The 17201-nt window shown below is 68.9% G+C and carries 11 protein-coding genes; all 11 read right to left on the minus strand.

Annotated elements, in window-relative coordinates; translation table 11 throughout:
- Window positions 1-238: 238 nt before the first annotated feature.
- Window positions 239-3073, minus strand: coding sequence for a VanW family protein (locus tag JJJ14_RS10350; protein ID WP_201444063.1), 2835 nt, complete (start codon window positions 3071-3073; stop codon window positions 239-241).
- A 15-nt stretch (window positions 3074-3088) separates the two neighbouring features.
- Window positions 3089-5011: a translational GTPase TypA gene (gene typA, locus JJJ14_RS10355; protein WP_201444064.1), complete on the minus strand. Its 1923-nt coding sequence runs from the start codon at window positions 5009-5011 to the stop codon at window positions 3089-3091.
- A 207-nt stretch (window positions 5012-5218) separates the two neighbouring features.
- Window positions 5219-6412 carry an MFS transporter gene (locus JJJ14_RS10360; protein ID WP_236592810.1) on the minus strand — a complete coding sequence of 398 codons (1194 nt, stop codon included), beginning with the start codon at window positions 6410-6412 and terminating at the stop codon, window positions 5219-5221.
- An 84-nt stretch (window positions 6413-6496) separates the two neighbouring features.
- The gene (locus JJJ14_RS10365; RefSeq protein ID WP_236592811.1) at window positions 6497-7192 is read right to left on the minus strand and encodes a PH domain-containing protein; all 696 of its coding nucleotides are present in this window, start codon (window positions 7190-7192) and stop codon (window positions 6497-6499) included.
- Between the two features lie 73 nt (window positions 7193-7265).
- Window positions 7266-8933, minus strand: coding sequence for an ABC transporter family substrate-binding protein (locus tag JJJ14_RS10370; RefSeq protein ID WP_201444066.1), 1668 nt, complete (start codon window positions 8931-8933; stop codon window positions 7266-7268).
- 107 nt (window positions 8934-9040) lie between these two features.
- Window positions 9041-11248: a dipeptide ABC transporter ATP-binding protein gene (locus JJJ14_RS10375; RefSeq protein ID WP_201444067.1), complete on the minus strand. Its 2208-nt coding sequence runs from the start codon at window positions 11246-11248 to the stop codon at window positions 9041-9043.
- Window positions 11245-12231 (minus strand): ABC transporter permease, encoded by a 987-nt coding sequence (locus JJJ14_RS10380; RefSeq protein ID WP_009747860.1) that lies wholly within the window; start codon window positions 12229-12231, stop codon window positions 11245-11247. The genes JJJ14_RS10375 and JJJ14_RS10380 overlap by 4 nt, the downstream gene beginning before the upstream one ends.
- 30 nt (window positions 12232-12261) lie before the next feature.
- A complete protein-coding gene (locus tag JJJ14_RS10385; RefSeq protein ID WP_003787284.1) occupies window positions 12262-13221 on the minus strand; it encodes an ABC transporter permease in 960 nt (319 codons plus the stop codon).
- A gap of 235 nt (window positions 13222-13456) precedes the next feature.
- Window positions 13457-15322, minus strand: coding sequence for a dipeptide ABC transporter ATP-binding protein (locus JJJ14_RS10390; protein WP_201444068.1), 1866 nt, complete (start codon window positions 15320-15322; stop codon window positions 13457-13459).
- Window positions 15319-16278, minus strand: coding sequence for an ABC transporter permease (locus JJJ14_RS10395; protein WP_003787287.1), 960 nt, complete (start codon window positions 16276-16278; stop codon window positions 15319-15321). Before JJJ14_RS10395 ends, JJJ14_RS10390 begins: the two co-directional genes overlap by 4 nt.
- Window positions 16271-17200, minus strand: a complete 930-nt coding sequence (locus JJJ14_RS10400) for an ABC transporter permease (protein ID WP_201444069.1) — start codon at window positions 17198-17200, stop codon at window positions 16271-16273. The genes JJJ14_RS10395 and JJJ14_RS10400 overlap by 8 nt, the downstream gene beginning before the upstream one ends.
- Between the last annotated feature and the right edge of the window lies 1 nt (window position 17201).

The raw sequence follows: 17201 nt of genomic DNA on the forward strand, positions 1-17201 counted from the left end.
GGGGTCGGGCCAAGTATGGTCCCCCGGCGCCCGTCGGCCCAAGAGGTGAAAGAGTGGCCGTCAGCACGCCGAAAACTCAGGGTTGCCACACCTCGATTACGTCACTGCCGCAGCGCGAATGTCACAGGTAACACCGCCCTAGGAGCGCCGAGAAAGGCCTCAGTGTCCATGGCGCTGACATCAACCCCGCACCGGCGCTGCACCCCAGCAGGGCTCCAGGCTGCCGGGGCGCCCCGTCTCAGGAGCAGACGATGTCGTTGTCGGCGGCGTACTGGGTGGTGAGCACGTCGTCGGGCAGGGCCTTACCGTCGTGCTTGCGGGTGCGGGTGACGGTGATGTCGAAGCCGGGGTTGCCACCCGAGTAGGGCTCGCAGCCGGGGCCGGACTTGCGCTCGGTGGACACCGGGCGGAAGTTGAACCGGTCTGAGGAGGTGATCGACACGTCGTAGTACTTCGCGGACCACATCCGCACGTGGATCTGCTCGCCGTCCAGCCAGGCCTGGACCAACACCGCGTGGGACGTGGAGTTCGTGAACTTCACGTCGAGCTTGCCGGTCCACAAGGTGGCCTCGCGTCCGGCCGGGTAGCGGTCGAAGTAGTACTGGTGGGCGTGGTGCTCGGTGTCGTCCATACCGGCCTCGAAGCCGGCGTTGAAGACGGTGGTGGCCACCTGGCTCAGCCCGCCGCCCAGGGAGTCGACGTGCTGCCCGTTGGAGATGACTCCGGCATCGGCGAAGCCATGCTCGTAGTCGACCTCGCCGAGAGTCTTCTCCAGGGAGAAGACCTCGCCGGGCTTGACGACGGTGCCGTTGACGAGCTCGGCCCCGCGAGTGAGGTTCTGGGTGCGCGGCGCGTCCCCGGCGTTGTACGGGGTGGCGAACTCTCCGATCGCCTCGCTGATACCCCACTCGTTCTGCGGCGTCTTCACCGTCGGCTCGGACACGACCATCGGCAGGGTCACGGTCCGGCCGGCGACGTCGGTGGCGGAGGTGCCGGCCTTGAGCAGACTCGCAGACAGGGCGGCGGTGTCGATGGTCTTCCCCTGAGCGGCGGGGACGTACTGGGGACGCGCCCCGGGGGCGCCGGTGGCGGAGCCGTCGATCTTCCAGGTCGCGTTCTGGGCGGGGGTCTCGACCTGGCCGACTCTGGCGACGATGGCGTCGCGCAGCGCGGTCGGGTCGAAAGTGGCGCTCAAGGTGCCGCCCTCGGAGGAGATCTTCAGCATCTCAGCGGTGTCCTGCGGGGAGAAGGCCGCGGCCGCGCCAGGGTTCTTGCTCTGCGCGCCGGCACCGGCCGTGTTCACGGTCAGTCCGCTGGAGAGCAGCGGCGTGAGGGTGCCGTCAACGAACGTGGAGGCCTCCTCGTCGGTGATGGCGGGGGTCGCGGTGCCCTCGGCCATGGCCAGAGTCTTCTTCCCCAGGGGCCAGGTGCCGCCGATCCGCTTGAGAGAGGCCTCGACGTCGAGTCCGATGCCGTTGCTCGCGGGCGTGGTGACCGGCTTGGTGCCATCCAGGGTCACGGTCGCCGAGACCGCACCATTGGCCATCGTGTCGACCCGGTCCTCCAGGGCACCGCGCAGCGCGGTGGAATCGACCCGGATGACGGCGTCAGTGTGCTGACCACCGAGGCGCTGGGCCAGGGTGAGGGGGTTGAGGGTGAATCCGGTGAGCTTCTTGACCGAGGCGTCGGTGTCGACCGAGATTCCCGACTTGGCGGGCACGAGCTCGGAGCTTCCCTGCCCGACGGTGAGGGTGACGGGCTGGGCGAGCTGGTCGCCGACTCCCTTGCCGATGCGCTCGTGGGCCTTCTTGGGGCTCAGGCCGGAGACATCGACGCCGGAGACGGTGGTGCCCGAGGCGATGTGCTGGGTGGTCCACCAGGCGATGCCGCCCCAGGCCAGCAGCAGGGCCGCAGCCCCGGCGGCGCAGGCAGCGGGGATGAGGCGCCGACGGCGCGAGGAGCCCGACCCGACTGCTGCGCTGTTGGTCTTCTTCGCAACGTTCTGGGCCTTGGCGGGCTTGTGCGTCGTCGCGGCCGCGGCCAGGGTCCCGGGGACGGCTGCGGGAGCGGCGTTGTCCCCCACCGGATCGGCATCGCCCTCGGTGGGCTCAGCGGCTCGGGCGGCGTCGGGCGTGGACTGCTCGGGCGCCGAGGGCGACGCCCCGGACAGGCTCTTCGGCACGATCGACGGCGGCATGTCGCCGGAATCGGGGCTCCACGCGGTGCCCCGCCGGGTCTCGGCAGACGCATCGGCGCCGGCCGACTCATAGGGCGAGAGGGCCTCAGCAGGGGTGGCGGCCTCGTCGACGACGCGCATCGATGCCGGCGTCGCCACCGGTTCGGCGGCTTCAGTGGCGGGAGCCTTCTCCTCAGCCTGCTCGACGACGGCCGGAGCCACCTCAGACTCCTCGGAGTGCTCGACGGACTCAGCCGGCTCAACAGGCACAGCGGACTCGGCAGGCGCAGCAGGCTGGGCCGCCTCGGCCACCTGAGCGGGCTTCACGGCCTCGACCGTCCCAGCTGGCTCCCCCTCCTGGACCTCGGCGCTGGTCTCCTCAGCCGCCTCGACCGGTTCGGCAGACTCAGCCTCCTCGTCCTGGGACTCGTCGTCGAGGTTGAGGGTCGGGGTGTCATCGGCGTCCCCGCCCTCAGCGGAGTCGCCCTCGGCCGTCCCATCCTCGGGCCGCTCGACGGCCGGAACCTCCTCGGCCTGCTCGATGGACTCGGCCGGCTCGGCCACCTGAGCGGGCTTCACGGCCTCGACAGCCTCAGCAGCGGTTTCCTGCGCCTCACGGGCCTCAGCGCCGGGCTCCTCGTCCGGATCGTCCTGGGACTCCTCATCGAGGTTGAGGGTCGGGGTGCCATCGGCGTCCCCGCCCTCAGCGGAGTCATCCTCGGCCGTCCGCCCCTCAGGCCGCTCGGCGGCCGGAGTCTCCTCAGACTCCTCGACCGCCGCAGCATCCTCGGCCTGCTCAACGGACTCGGCCGGCGCAGCAGCCTCAACGGACTCGACGGCGTCGGCTGCGGCCTCGGGGGCGGCAGGCTTCTCCCCGCGGTTGACGGACTGGCTCATGGGCGGCGGTTCCTCTCAGGCCTCGGCACGACGACGGCGGGCGTTCTCGCGGAAACGCTCCTGGGAGTTGAGGATGACCTTGCGGATGCGCACGGCCTCCGGGGTGACCTCGACGCACTCGTCGTCGGCGGCGAACTCGAGGGCCTCCTCCAGGGTGAGGCGGCGCGGCGGGACAAGGGCCTCGAAGGTGTCCGCGGTCGAGGAGCGCATGTTGGTCTGCTGCTTCTCACGGACCACGTTGACGTCCATGTCCTCGCCGCGGGGGTTCTCCCCCACGACCTGGCCCTCGTAGGTCTCCTGGGTGGGCTCGACGAAGAAGCTGCCGCGGTCCTGCAGGCGGATGAGCGCATAGGCGGTCACGGCCCCGGCGCGGTCGGAGACGAGGGAGCCGGTGGTGCGCGAGACGATCTTCCCGGCCCAGGGGGCGTAGCCCTCGGCGATGGAGGAGGCGATGCCGGTGCCGCGGGTCTCGGTGAGGAACTGCGTGCGGAAGCCGATGAGGCCGCGAGCCGGCACGAGGAACTCCATGCGGATCCAGCCGGTGCCGTGGTTGGTCATGGTCTCCATCTGGCCCTTGCGGGCGGCCATGAGCTGGGTGACGGCGCCCAGGTACTCCTCGGGGACGTCGATGGTCATGCGCTCGATGGGCTCGTGGCGCTTGCCGTCGATGGTGCGGGTGACCACCTGGGGCTTGCCGACGGTCAGCTCGAATCCCTCACGGCGCATCTGCTCCACGAGGATCGCCAGCGCCAGCTCGCCGCGCCCCTGGACCTCCCAGGCGTCGGGCCGGGTGGTGGGCAGGACCCGCAGGGATACGTTGCCGATGAGCTCGCGGTCCAGGCGGTCCTTGACCTGGCGGGCGGTGACCTTCGCGCCCTTGGTGCGCCCGGCCATCGGGGAGGTGTTGATGCCGATGGTCATGGCGATGGCCGGGTCGTCCACGGTGATGAGCGGCAGGGGGCGGGGGTCCTCAGGGTCGACGAGGGACTCGCCGATGGTGATGTCCTCGATCCCGGCGACGGCGACGATGTCGCCGGCGTGCGCCTCTTCGGCGGGCTTGCGGTCCAGCCCCTCGGTGACGAGGAGCTCGGAGACGCGGGCGGAGGCCAGCGAGCCGTCGTGGCGGGCCCAGGCCACCGTCTGCCCCTTGCGCAGGGTGCCGTTGTGGATGCGCAGCAGCGCCAGGCGGCCCAGGAAGGGTGAGGCGTCCAGGTTGGTGACGTGGGCCTGCAGGGGGGCGCCCTCCTCGTAGGAGGGGCCGGGGATCCGCTCGATGATGGTGCGGAAGAGCGGCTCGAGGTTGTCGTTGGCCGGCAGCTCGCCGTCGGCCGGGGCCTCGGTGTCGGCGCGGCGGGCCTTGGCGGAGGCGTAGATGACGGGCACGTCCAGGACGGCGTCGAGGTCGATGTCGGGGTGCTCGTCGGCCAGGTCGCTGGCCAGGGACAGCAGCAGGTCGGTGGACTCTCCGACGACCTCGTCGAGCCGGGAGTCGGGGCGGTCCACCTTGTTGACCACGAGGATGACCGGCAGGTTCGCGGCCAGGGCCTTGCGCAGCACGAAGCGGGTCTGGGGCAGGGGCCCCTCGGAGGCGTCGACAAGGAGGACGACGCCGTCGACCATGGACAGCCCGCGCTCGACCTCACCGCCGAAGTCGGCGTGACCGGGGGTGTCGATGACGTTGATGACGATGCCCTCGGGGCATCCGGCATCCGCGGCGGAGGGGCCCGAGTAGTGGACCGCCGTGTTCTTGGCGAGGATCGTGATGCCCTTCTCACGCTCCAGCTCGCCGGAGTCCATGACGCGCTCACCGGTGGTCTCCTCGGTGGCCCGGGCCCCGAAGGCCCCCGCCTCCCAGAGCATGGCGTCGACAAGAGTGGTCTTGCCGTGGTCGACGTGGGCGACAATGGCGACGTTGCGCAGATCCTGGCGCACGCTCATAGGGGGCACTTCTTCCGGTGGGAGGACGCCGCGGGTCAGGCACCGCTCAGGCACCGACCACAGGGCACGAAACAGGGAAAGACTAGAGGACGCCGGTCGCGACCTGCCATGGCCGGGCCAACACCCGATATGTGCCGCCCCTCACCTCGACCATTCAGGCACCGGCAGCTTCAACCCCCTGCGGAACTGCGAACCACGAGCTGACGGTCACTGCGCAGCCGATTCGACGTCCTCCACCTCCGGAGAAACGGCATACGCCCACAGGCAACCGAGCAGCACCACGACACATACCCCAGCGGCCACCAGCACACCCGCCCCCTGCCCCAGCCACACCGCAAGAGCAGGAACAGCCACATAGCCAAGCGGAGCGACACCATCCCCGGCGAGGTAGTCCAAGGCGAACACAGAGGGCAGTGCGTCACGCTCAACTCGAGACTGAAGAAACGTCTCCCAAGCCACACTCGTCGACGCAATCACAGCACTTGACACGAAGAGGGACACAGCGACCAGCCACAGAGGCGCACCGAGCACCACGCTGACCGGAACCGGAACGAAGCTGAGAAGCGCAACCAGGCACAGCACTGGGCGCGACAAGCGGGATGGCAGACGAACCAAGGACCCCACGATCCCACCGACCGCAAACAGGGACTCGCTGACACCGATGAACCATAACGCCTGATACTCATCGCGCAGCACGACGGGGCATAGCGTCATGTAACTTCCCCATACAGTAAAGTGCCACACCCCGGAGGCGACCAGCACAACGAGAACACCTCGGGAACGTGCAGCGGCCTGCAGTCCCCGCTTCAGCGCGGTCACGCGATCCGCACCACCCGTCCTGCGCCCCTTCGGCAGGCGGCTCTGGGAGAGCAGGCACACGAGCATCAGCAGGGATACCAACCACCAAGCGTCTGAAACACCTCGCCATGACTGCACCAGCGCGATAGCTCCAGGGCCGGCGACCGCGCACAGACCAGCGACGACAGCCCTGGCAGAATTCATCCGATCCAGCAGATCCGATCGCACCAGGTCTGCGACATAGGACCCCATCGTTGGATACATGATCGATGCGACAAACTCCAATGTGAACGACACAGTGACGTACACGCCGAGGCCAACCGATCCGGTATGACTGAGCATCGCGATCCCGCCACAGATGACGATCCATGCAGCTGCCGCACCGCCGAACATGGTCTTGGGGCTGACGTGGACCAGCATCTGCGGAGCCAACAACGCACCCAGGATGCCCGGCAGCGCCCCCACGCCGAGAACCAGCCCGACACCGGAGGCGCTGTAACCCTCCGATGCGACAGCTATCGCCAGCAATACGGGAACTGCCGAATTCGCCAGGACATACAGGCCTCGCGACACAAGAAACTCAACGACGTAGTCCTCCGCCATCAGTTTCATTCGACTACCCCTCCCGCTGTAATCCCCGTGCGTGTCCGTCTGTCCCGCCGTCCATCTGAGCAGTGGTAGGTCACCTCACAGCAGCACGGTCACGGCCGCGAGCGCGACGGCGAGCAGCCCTGCGGCGACGACGACCGGGCGGTTGAGGCTGCTGCTCACGCTGGCGGCCGCGCCGGGCGCTGTCTCGTCTGCGGCCCGAGCGGGCAGGCTGCGCACCTGCTCGGCGTAGGCCTCGATGAGGGACCCGGCATCACCGATGTCGAGGTTGGTGCGGTAGGTCCCCTCCCCCACCAGGTACTCCGGGCGCACCGCCGGGGCCGGCTCGGCGTTCCGCAGGCCGTCGCGCCGCTCCTGCTGCTCGCGCAGCTCCTGGCGGCGCCGGAAGGACTCGGCCATGCCGCCGCGGCGGGGAGCGGCCGAGGCCCGCACCTCGACGTCGTCACGGGTGACGACCGACAGCCCCCAACGGGTGCGGCACATCTCGACCTCGTCCCAGCCCAGCACGTGGGTGCGCCAGGCGTTGCGGATGGTGAGGGCCTGCGGGGTCAGGGTGATCTGCGGGGCCCACCACAGCAGCCAGGTGAGAAAGGTGAGCAGCCCCGCCCAGGCCAGGGTGCGCAGCCCGTGGGCGGCGCCGTCGGCCAGGCCGATCGTCAGGGACATCCCCGCCGCGGCCAGGCCGATGAGGACGGTGCCCAGGCGGGCCGGCAGGGAGCGGATGACGACGGTCGGCATGACAGGGGGCACAGTGGTGGACACGGTGGTGGGCACGTCTTCTTGCACGGGCGCATCATGCCGCGCCGACTCGCGTCCGTCGTCATCCGCTCCGGCTGAGGGCACCGGCTCAGCTCTTGACGTAGCCGATGCTCTCGGGCCGGAAGGAGGCCAGCCCCTGGGCGCCGAAGTTGCGCAGCGTCTTGGGCACGGCGGTCAGCTGCATGCGCTGGTAGATCGGGATGCTGAAGACGTTCTCCCACAGGACCTTGTCGAGCTCGTTGGCGAGCTTGTTGCGCTCGGTGCCGTCGGGGGTCGAGCCGATCTTGGCGACGTACTCGTCGACCTCGGGAACGGACAGCCCGGTGTAGTTGGACTGGCTGGTCGAGGCGTAGTACTGGCCCACGTTGGCCAGGGGGTACTGGGTCTTCTCGGAGGTGAAGGCCGTCAGCGCGTAGTTCTTCTTGTTGATGTACTCCGGGAAGTACTTGTCGATCTCGACGGTGGAGACACTGAGCTTGATACCGACCTCGCCCAGCTGCTTCTGAAGGAGGTTGGCCTCGTTGGTGGCCACCGGGGCGTTGGAGGGGATGGTCATCACCAGCTCGAGCTTCTTGCCGTCCTTGGCGCGCACGCCGTCGGATCCGGCCGCCCAGCCGGCGCCGTCGAGCAGCTTCTTGGCGGCCTCGACGTCGTGGCCCCAGCTGGTGGAGTTGTCCTGGTAGCCCTCCTGGACGGGCAGGAAGAAGCGGTTGCCCAGGAGGGTCTTCTTGGCGTCCACCGGCAGGCCCGCCAGGTCGGAGGCCGCGATGGCCTCGCGGTCGCAGGCCCGGACAATGGCCTGGCGCACGGCCTTGTCCGCCAAGGGGCCGGAGGAGGCGTTGAACATGATGTGACGCCACTGCAGGCCGGTGTTCTGGCGGACCTCGGCGTCATCGCGACCGCTGGCCTGCTGGTAGACGTCGGCGGAGAAGATGTAGTCCAGGACGTCGATCTCCTTGTTGGCGAAGGCCTGCCCCAAGGCCGAGTCGTCCAGGACGTGCAGGGTGACGGTCTCGAGCTTGGGGGTGGCGCCCCACCACTTGTCGTTGCGCTCCAGGGTGATGACCTGCTTGGACTCGTCGTAGCTCTTGATCTTGAAGGGGCCGGCGAAGTAGTCGTTGTTGAACTTGGTGGCGCCGGCCATCGACTCGTTGAAGGTCTTGGCATCGGCCATGAGCTCCCTGGGGGTGACGCCGGCCAGGGCATTGGACCAGTCGGGGTAGACCGAGTTGAAGGTGACCTTGGCGGTCTGCTTGTCCACGATCTCGACCTTCTCGACCTTGTCGATTCCCTCAACGGTGGCCCAGGAGTAGCTGGGGTCCTTGACGTGGTCGAAGAACACCTTGATGTCCTCGGAGTCCCACTTGCGCCCATTGCCCCAGGTGGCCTTCTCGTTGACGGCCACGGTGACCACAGTCTTGCCGCCGACCTCCGCAGCCTCGAGCTTGGTGAGGTAGTCGGGGTTCGGCGTCGCCTTGCCGTCCGCGGCCCAGTCGACGACGAAGGGGGAGACGAACTTCATGACCAGCCACACGTCAACGACGTTGCCGTCCACGGTCGTGGCGTTCCAGTTCGCCGGCGCCGAGCCGATGCCGAAGCGCAGCGTACCCCCGTCCTGGAGCTCCTCGGGGGCGGCGGTGGGCACGCCGGCGGTGGAGCCCGAGGAGCCGGAGCCGTTCTTGGCGCAGGCCGCCAAGGCGGTCAGGACGGCCGCGGAGGCCGTCGTGGCGAGGAACATGCGACGGTTGAGCTTCATGGGAATCTCCGTTCACTAAGGGCGCCGTCGTCGGCGCGCGGTGGTGGGCAGGATCGGTGGACTGGATCGGTGGACAGTGCGATGGGTGGACTCGGGGGCGAGGGACGTCAGAAGACCGCGGTGCGCTCGGGGTAGTAGCAGGCGACGTCGTGGTCCTCACCCTGGGAGCGGAACTCCGGCATAGCTCCCAGGCAGGCCGAGCGTTCGTCATCGGTGAGTCCTGAGGCGAACTTCGGGCAGCGGGTGCGGAAGCGGCAACCCGACGGCGGGTTGGCGGGGCTGGGCATGTCGCCCTCCAGGACGATGCGGCTGCGACCGCGCTCCTTGGCCGGGTCCGGGATGGGGATCGCCGAGAGCAGGGCCTGGGTGTAGGGGTGGGCCGGGGCCTCGAAGATGGTGTCGACGTCGCCGATCTCCACGATCCGCCCCAGGTACATGACGGCGACGCGGTCGGCGATGTGACGCACCACTGACAGGTCGTGGGCCACGAAGAGGTAGCTGAGCCCCATGGTGGCGCGCAGCTCGTCGAGCAGGTTGATGACGCCGGCCTGGATGGACACGTCCAGGGCGGAGACCGGCTCGTCGAGGACCAGGAGACTGGGTTCGAGGGCCAGGGCGCGGGCGATGCCGATGCGCTGACGCTGCCCACCGGAGAAGTTGCGCGGGTAGCGGTTGGCGTGACTGGGCTCAAGCCCGACGAGCTCCATGAGCTCCTCGATGCGCGGCCCGATGTCCGCCTTCTTCCAGCCGTTGGCCCGCAGCGGCTCGGCGATGATGTCGAAGATCGGCAGGCGTGGGTCCAGGGAGGCCATGGGGTCCTGGAAGACGATCTGCAGGTCGCGGCGCACCTGGCGACGCTGGGCCCGCCCCAGGTCGGCCGTGTCCTTGCCCAGGACCACGATCGTGCCCTCCTGGGGCGCCTGGAGGGAGAGGACCTCCATGAGGGTGGTGGTCTTGCCGCATCCGGACTCGCCGACCAGGGCCAAGGTCTCGCCCCGGCGGACGTCGAAGGAGACGCCGTCGACGGCGTGGACGGTGCCCACGCGTCTTTTGAAGACGGCGCCCTTCAAGAGGGGGAACTCCTTGACGAGGTCGGTGACGCGCAGGACCTCGGGGCGCTCGGCGTGCGGCAGGCTCATGGTCTCGGGAGTCTTGAGAGCCGGGACGGGGTAGATGTGGGAGTAGTCGAGCTGGTCCCGCTCGATCTCGTCGCGGCGGTGGCAGGCCGAGTACTGGGCGCCGGAGCCGACCTCCTCGCTGTCGGCCCCGCCGCGCTCCACGAGGGCGAGCTCCGGCTCCCCCTGGGCGCACTCGGCCTGGGCCATGGGGCAGCGGGGGATGAAGGGGCACCCTCGGGGCAGCTCCAGCAGGGAGGGCGGGTTGCCCTCCAGGGTGGCCAGGGCCGAGTCCTTGCGCGCATCCAGACGGGGCAGGGAGCCGAGCAGGCCGATCGTGTAGGGCATGCGCGAGCGGTAGAAGATGTCATCGACGTCGCCGGTCTCCACGATGCGCCCGGCGTACATGACGGCCACCCGGTCGGCCATGCCGGCCACGACCCCCAGGTCGTGGGTAATCATGATGACGCCGGCACCGGTCTCCTTCTGGGCGGTGCGCAGCACGTCAAGGATCTGGGCCTGGATGGTGACGTCGAGGGCCGTGGTGGGCTCGTCGGCGATGATGAGATCGGGGTCGTTGGCGATCGCGATGGCGATGACGGCCCGCTGGCGCATGCCGCCGGAGAACTCGTGGGGGTAGGCCTTGGCGCGCACCTGCGGGTTGGGGATGCCCACCAGGTCGAGCAGCTCGACGGCGCGCTTGTGGGCGTCCGCCTCGCTCATGCCGGGCTGGTGGATCCGCAGGGCCTCGACGATCTGGGCGCCCACCGTGTACACGGGGGTCAGGGCGCTGAGCGGGTCCTGGAAGACCATGGCGACCTGGGAGCCGCGGATGCGGGACATGTAGCCGTCGGGCCGCCCCAGCAGCTCGGTGCCGTGGAGGCGCACCGAGCCGGTGACCTCGGCGGACTCGTCGAGCAGTCCCATGACCGCCGTCGAGGTGACGGACTTGCCCGAGCCGGACTCACCGACCAGGGCCAGCACCTCACCGCGGGCGACGGACAGGTTGACTCCGCGCACGGCGTTGACGCGCCCGTCCTCGGAGGGGAAGGAGACCTTCAGGTCGGAGACCTCCAGCAGCGGGGCGGTGCTGGTGGGGTCCGGCAGCGCGTCGTCGCCTCTGCGGGCATCGACGGCGGGCACGGCCGCGGCACTCTTCGTGGACTCGGCGGACGTGCGGGTGCTGCTCGTGGGGCTCATGCCTTGCCTCCTGACTTGGACGAGGGATCGATGGCATCGCGCAGACCGTCACCCATGACGTTGACGCACAGGAGCATGAGGACGAGCACGGCGGCCGGGGCCAGGAAGATCCAGGGGTAGGTGGTCGCGGAGCGCTGCCCCTCGGCGATGAGGGTGCCCAGGGAGGTGTTGGGCGACTGGACCCCGAAACCGAAGTAGGACAGCGTCGTCTCGCTGATGACGGCGTAGGCCACGTTGATGGTGGCGTCCACGATGAGCAGGGAGGCGATATTGGGCAGGATGTGCCGGGCGATGATGACGGGACTGGGCACGTTCATGAAGCGGGCGGCATTGACGTACTCCAGGTTCTTCACGCTCAGAGTCAGGGAGCGCACCACGCGGGCCGTGAGCATCCACCCGAATCCGGCCAGCAGGATGATGAACAGCGCGATGGAGCCCTTGGCGGCTCCGGCCCGCTGGGAGAGGATCGCGATGATGAGGAAGGAGGGCACCACCAGGAGCAGGTCGGTGGCCCACAGGGCGATCTTCTCCCACCAGCCGCCGAAGTAGGCGGCGGAGGACCCGATGACGGCGGCGATGCCCGTCTGGAGCAGGGCGACGAAGACGCCGATCATCATGGACTTGCGGGTGCCCTCCACGACCATCGCGTAGACGTCGCGGCCGCCCTGGGTGGTGCCGAACCAGTGATCGGCACTGGGGGCCTGCAGGAAGGCGGAGGAGTCGACGTCGGTGAAGGTCCAGTGGGTCGCGGCGTCACCGAGGAGCGCGAAGAGCACCATGAGCAGGAAGCCGATCGCACCGACGACGGCCCCCTTGTTGCGCCAGAAGCGCCGGGTGATGATCTGCCTGCGGGTCAGACGCCGGGAGTCCCTGGGGGTCTCCTTGGTGATGTCGCCCAGGTCCTCGGGGCTCAGCGGGGCCTCCCCGCCCTGCTCGACGGCGGCGTAGCCGCCCACCGTCATCTGCTTGCCGATGGAGGCCATCCCGTTGGGTTCAGCATTGCGCGCCATGGGTCAGCTCACCCTCACTCTCGGGTCGACGATCGCCACGAAGACATCGGACAGGAGCGCGCCGGTGAGGGTGCACAGCCCGGAGAAGGCGACGACGGCCGTCACTCCGTTGATGTCCATACCGGAGATCGCGCTGATGGAGTACTCGCCCATGCCGTGCCAGCCGTAGACCCGCTCGGTGATGGCGGCACCGGTGAACAGGGTGGCCAGGGCGAAGGCGAAGTAGGTGGCCATGGGGATGAGCGCGGTGCGCAGCGCGTGGCGGGTCAGCGCCTTGCGCTTGATGAGGCCCTTGGCGCGGGCGGTGCGCACGTAGTCGGCGCCCAGGGTGTCGAGCATGAGGTTGCGCTGGAAGCGGGAGTAGGAGGCGATACCGCCCAGCGACATCGACAGGGTGGGAAGCAGCAGGTGCTGGAGGCGACCGAGGGCGCCCTCCCCCTCACCGGTGAACTCGAAGATCTGGAAGCCGGAGCTGCGGTTGATCTGGACGGCCAGGACCTGCAGGAGGATCGCGATGACCATGGCGGGGGTGGAGATGATAATCATGGAGATCAGGGAGATCGCGCGGTCGGAGAAGCGATACTGGCGCGTGGCGGTCCAGGCCCCCAGGGCCACTCCCCCGACCATGCCGATGGCTGCACCCAGGAAGACCAGCCGCACCGAGACGAAGATCTTGGTGCCGATGAGGGTGTTGATGAGCTCACCCTTGGGGGTGCGCCCCCAGTCCCAGTGGAAGAGCACGTTGCGCAGCCAGGTGACGTAGCGGTCCCATACGGGCAGGTCGTGGCTGATGTTGTACTTCACGAGGTTGGCGTGAATGGCGTCCCAGTTGAGGGAGGGGTCCTGGCGGTTCCACAGGGCCGAGGGGTCCAGGGAGGCCGAGGCCAGCAGGTACGCCAACGACGTGGCGATGAACAGCAGGACCGCGTAGTTCGCGATCCGGCGCGCCAGGTACGGGAGCATGCGTTCTCCTCCTTGGGACAACCCACCGATGCTTGGATCACCGGCCCGCAGCACGAGCACCTGACAGCCTTGGAGGTGACACCGTGTACGAACAAATGAATGAGGTCACAATACCGGTCGCGTGAAACTCAATGGATACATTTCCAGCATTCAAAAACCGCTCACCTGGTTAAAAAGGGGAAATGAAACGCGGCGGTGGCCTCGAGTCCACCGCCGCGTCGTCAGACGTCTATCCTCAGCTCTCGGATCTCGAGGGAGCCTCATCGCCGTAGAGGTCGATGCCGGCTCCGGGGACGGCCCGGATGAGCTCGCGGGTGTAGTCCTGGCGCGGGTGGGCGAAGAGCTCGTCGGCCGCCCCGGACTCCACGATGCGCCCGCGCTCCATGACGACGACGTCGTCGGCGATCTGGCGCACGACGGCCAGGTCGTGGGTGATGAACAGGTAGGTCAGCTCCAGCTCGGCCTGCAGGTCGGACAGCAGGCGCAGGATCTGGGCCTGGACCAGCACGTCGAGGGCGGAGACCGCCTCGTCGAGGACGACGATCTGCGGCTTGAGGGCCAGGGCGCGGGCGATGGCGACGCGCTGGCGCTGACCGCCGGAGAGCTCGTGGGGGTAGCGGCGCATGACCGAGCGCGGCAGGGAGACCATGTCGAGCAGCTCGGCGACGCGCGCCTCGCGCTCCTTGGCGGTGCCGATCCCGTGGACCCGCAGCGGCTCCTCGACGACGCGGAAGATCGAGTACATCGGGTCCAGGGAGCCGTAGGGGTTCTGGAAGACCGGCTGCATGATGCGCCGCAGGGCGAAGAGCTCCTTGGGACCTAGGGTGGACAGGTCCACCCCGTCGTGGAACACCTTGCCGGAGGTGGGGTCGATCAGGTTCAGGATGATGTTGGCGACCGTGGACTTGCCGGAGCCGGACTCACCCACGAGCGCCGTCGTCGTGCCCTTGCGGATACCGAAGCTGACGTCGTCGACGGCGGTGAGGGTCTTGTCCTTGCCCTTGGCGCCGCGCACCTCGAAGACCTTGGTGAGGTGCTCCACGCGCAGGATCTCCTCGGTGGCGCTCGATCCCAGGCTGGCGCCCAGGAGCTCATCGTCGGTGACCTGGATGCCGCGGGCATGGGCGGACTCGATGCGCCGGGAGGCCAGGGAGGGGGCGGCCTTGACCAGGCGCTGGGTGTAGGGGTGGCGGGGGTCCTGGAGCACCTCGAGGCTGGGTCCGGACTCGACGACTCGGCCGCGGTGCATGACGACGATGTGCTCGGCCCTCTCAGCGGCCAGCCCCAGGTCGTGGGTGATGAAGAGCATCGCGGTGCCCAGCTCGCGCACGAGGGTCTGGAGGTGGTCGAGGATGCGTCGCTGGACGGTGACGTCCAGGGCGCTGGTGGGCTCATCGGCGATGAGCAGGTCGGGGCGGGCCGCCAGGCCGATGGCGATGAGGGCGCGCTGGCGCATACCGCCGGAGAACTCGTGGGGGTACTGCTTGGCCCGCCGGGAGGCCTCGGGCAGGCCGGCCTGCTCCAGCAGGAGGGCCACCTGCTCGTCGACGTCGATGCGCCCGCCGGCCGAGGTGGCCGCCTTCTGGGCGTGCCCGGCGTGCCCGGCGTGCTCGGCCATGAGGTGGGCGAGGCGGTCGTCGGCGACGCCGGCCAGCCCGTTGGCCCGCAGCGCCTCCTTGACCTGGAAGCCGATGGACCACACCGGGTTGAGGTTGGACATGGGGTCCTGGGGCACCAGGCCGATGGAGGAGCCGCGCAGGGCGGTGAGCTCCTGGGTGCCCAGGTGGGTGATGTCGCGACCCTGGAAGCGGATTGTGCCGCCGGTGACCCGACCGGTTCCGGGCAGCAGCCCGATGACGGCGTGGGCCAGGGTGGACTTGCCCGAGCCCGACTCCCCCACGATGGCCACGGACTGGCCGGGGTAGAGGGTCAGGTTCGCCTTGCGCACGGCCGGGACGAGCCCGGTCGAGGAGCGGAAGGCGACCTCCAGGTCGCTGATCTCCAGGAGGGGGTCGCTCTCGGCCTTCCAGGAGGCCGCGGGGGCGAAGGTCTTGTCGGAGGCGCCTGAGGCGGTGGCGGTGGATGCGTTGGAGGGTGTCACTTGCGGGCCTTCGGGTCCAGGGCGTCGCGGACGACGTCGCCGAGCATGATGAAGCCGAGCACGGTCAGGGCCAGTGCGCCGGCGGGGAAGAGCAGGACGCTGGGGTGGCTGTTGAGGGCGTCCTTGGCGGCCGCGATGTCCGCGCCCCAGGAGACGACCGAGGAGGGCAGGCCGATGCCCAGGAAGCTCAAGGTGGCCTCCGAGACGATGAAGACGCCGAGCTCGACGGTGGCGGTCACGATGATGGGGGCGGCGGCGTTGGGCATGACGTGGCGCAGCAGCATGGCCATGCGTCCCGAGCCCAGCGCCCGCGAGGCGGTCACGTAGTCCTCGTTCTTGACGCTCATCACCGAGCCTCGCGTGATGCGGGCGATCTGGGGCCAGCCGAACAGGGCCAGGACCAGGATGACGGTGAGGATCGAGCGGTCGTTGCGGAACATCTGCATGACGACGATGGCCGCCAGGACGAAGGGCACGGCGAAGAAGATGTCGGTGACGCGCGAGAGCAGCGCGTCGAAGAAGCCACCGAAGAACCCGGCCAGAGCCCCGACGGCCGAGCCCACGAGAACCACGACGAGGGTGGTGAAGATGCCCACGCTCACCGAGGCCCGGGCGCCGTGGACGGTGCGGGCGAAGATGTCGCAGCCCTGGATGTCGAATCCGAAGGGGTGGCCCCAGGAGGGCCCCTGGTAGGAGTTGACCAGCGTGCAGTAGCCGGGGTCGCGCGGGGCGATGAGCCCGGGGACCAGGGAGAAGGCCACGGCCACGGCGATGAGCACCGAGGCCGCCCAGAAGATGGGGCGACGGCGCAGCTGCCTCCAGGCGTCGACCCAGACGGAGGCCGGAGCGGACTCGTCGGCGACAGCGTCGACGGCGCCCAGGCCGATCTCGTCGTCGGCGATGACGAAGCGCTCCTGGCCCGGACGGGTAGTGGGGGACGTGGTGTTCTCAGGCATAGCGGATCCTCGGGTCCAGGGCGGCGTAGAGCAGGTCCACCAGGAGGTTGGAGACGATGAAGACGAGCACGAGCACGGTCGTGAAGGACACGACCATGGGGCCGTCGCCGCGGATGATGGCGGAGTAGAGGGTGCCTCCCACGCCCTTGATGTTGAAGATGCCCTCGGTGACGATGGCGCCTCCCATGAGGGCCCCCAGGTCCGCGCCCAGGAAGGTGACGACCGGGACCAGGGAGTTGCGCAGGACGTGGACGATCATGACGCGAGCCCCACTCAGGCCCTTGGCCCGGGCGGTGCACACGTGGTCGGCGGTGAGGTTCTCAGCCACCTCGGTGCGGGTCAGGCGCAGCACGTAGGCGAAGGAGACGGCGCCCAGCACGACCGCGGGCATGAGGAGCTCGGTGAAACCGGGGCTCTCACCGGCGGTCACAGGCAGCCAGCCCAGCCGCACCCCGACGATGAACTGCAGGACGAAGCCGATGACGAAGGTGGGCACGGCGATGACCACCAGGGAGAGCACCAGGACAGTGGCGTCGAACCAGCCGCCCTTCCTCACCCCGGCGATGAGGCCGAAGCCGATACCTGCGATGGCCTCGAAGGCCAGGGCCATGAGGGAGAGCTTGATGGTGATCGGGTAGGCCCGCACCAGCACGTCGAGGACGGACTCGGTCCCCCGCAGCGACTGGCCCAGATCCAGGGTGAACAGTCCCTTGAGGTAGAGCAGGTACTGGACGATGAAGGGCTTGTCGAGGTGGTAGCTGGCCTTGATCTGGTCGATCACCTCGGGGCTGAGCGAGCGCTGGCCCCCGAGCGCGGCGATCGGGTCGCCCGGCAGGGCGAAGACCATGGCGTAGATGAGCAGCGTGGCACCGAAGAACACCGGGACCATCTGCAGCAGCCTGCGTGCGACGTAGCGAAGCATG

The sequence above is a fragment of the Actinomyces sp. HMT 175 genome, assembly GCF_016694895.1.
GTDB lineage: Bacteria > Actinomycetota > Actinomycetes > Actinomycetales > Actinomycetaceae > Actinomyces > Actinomyces oris.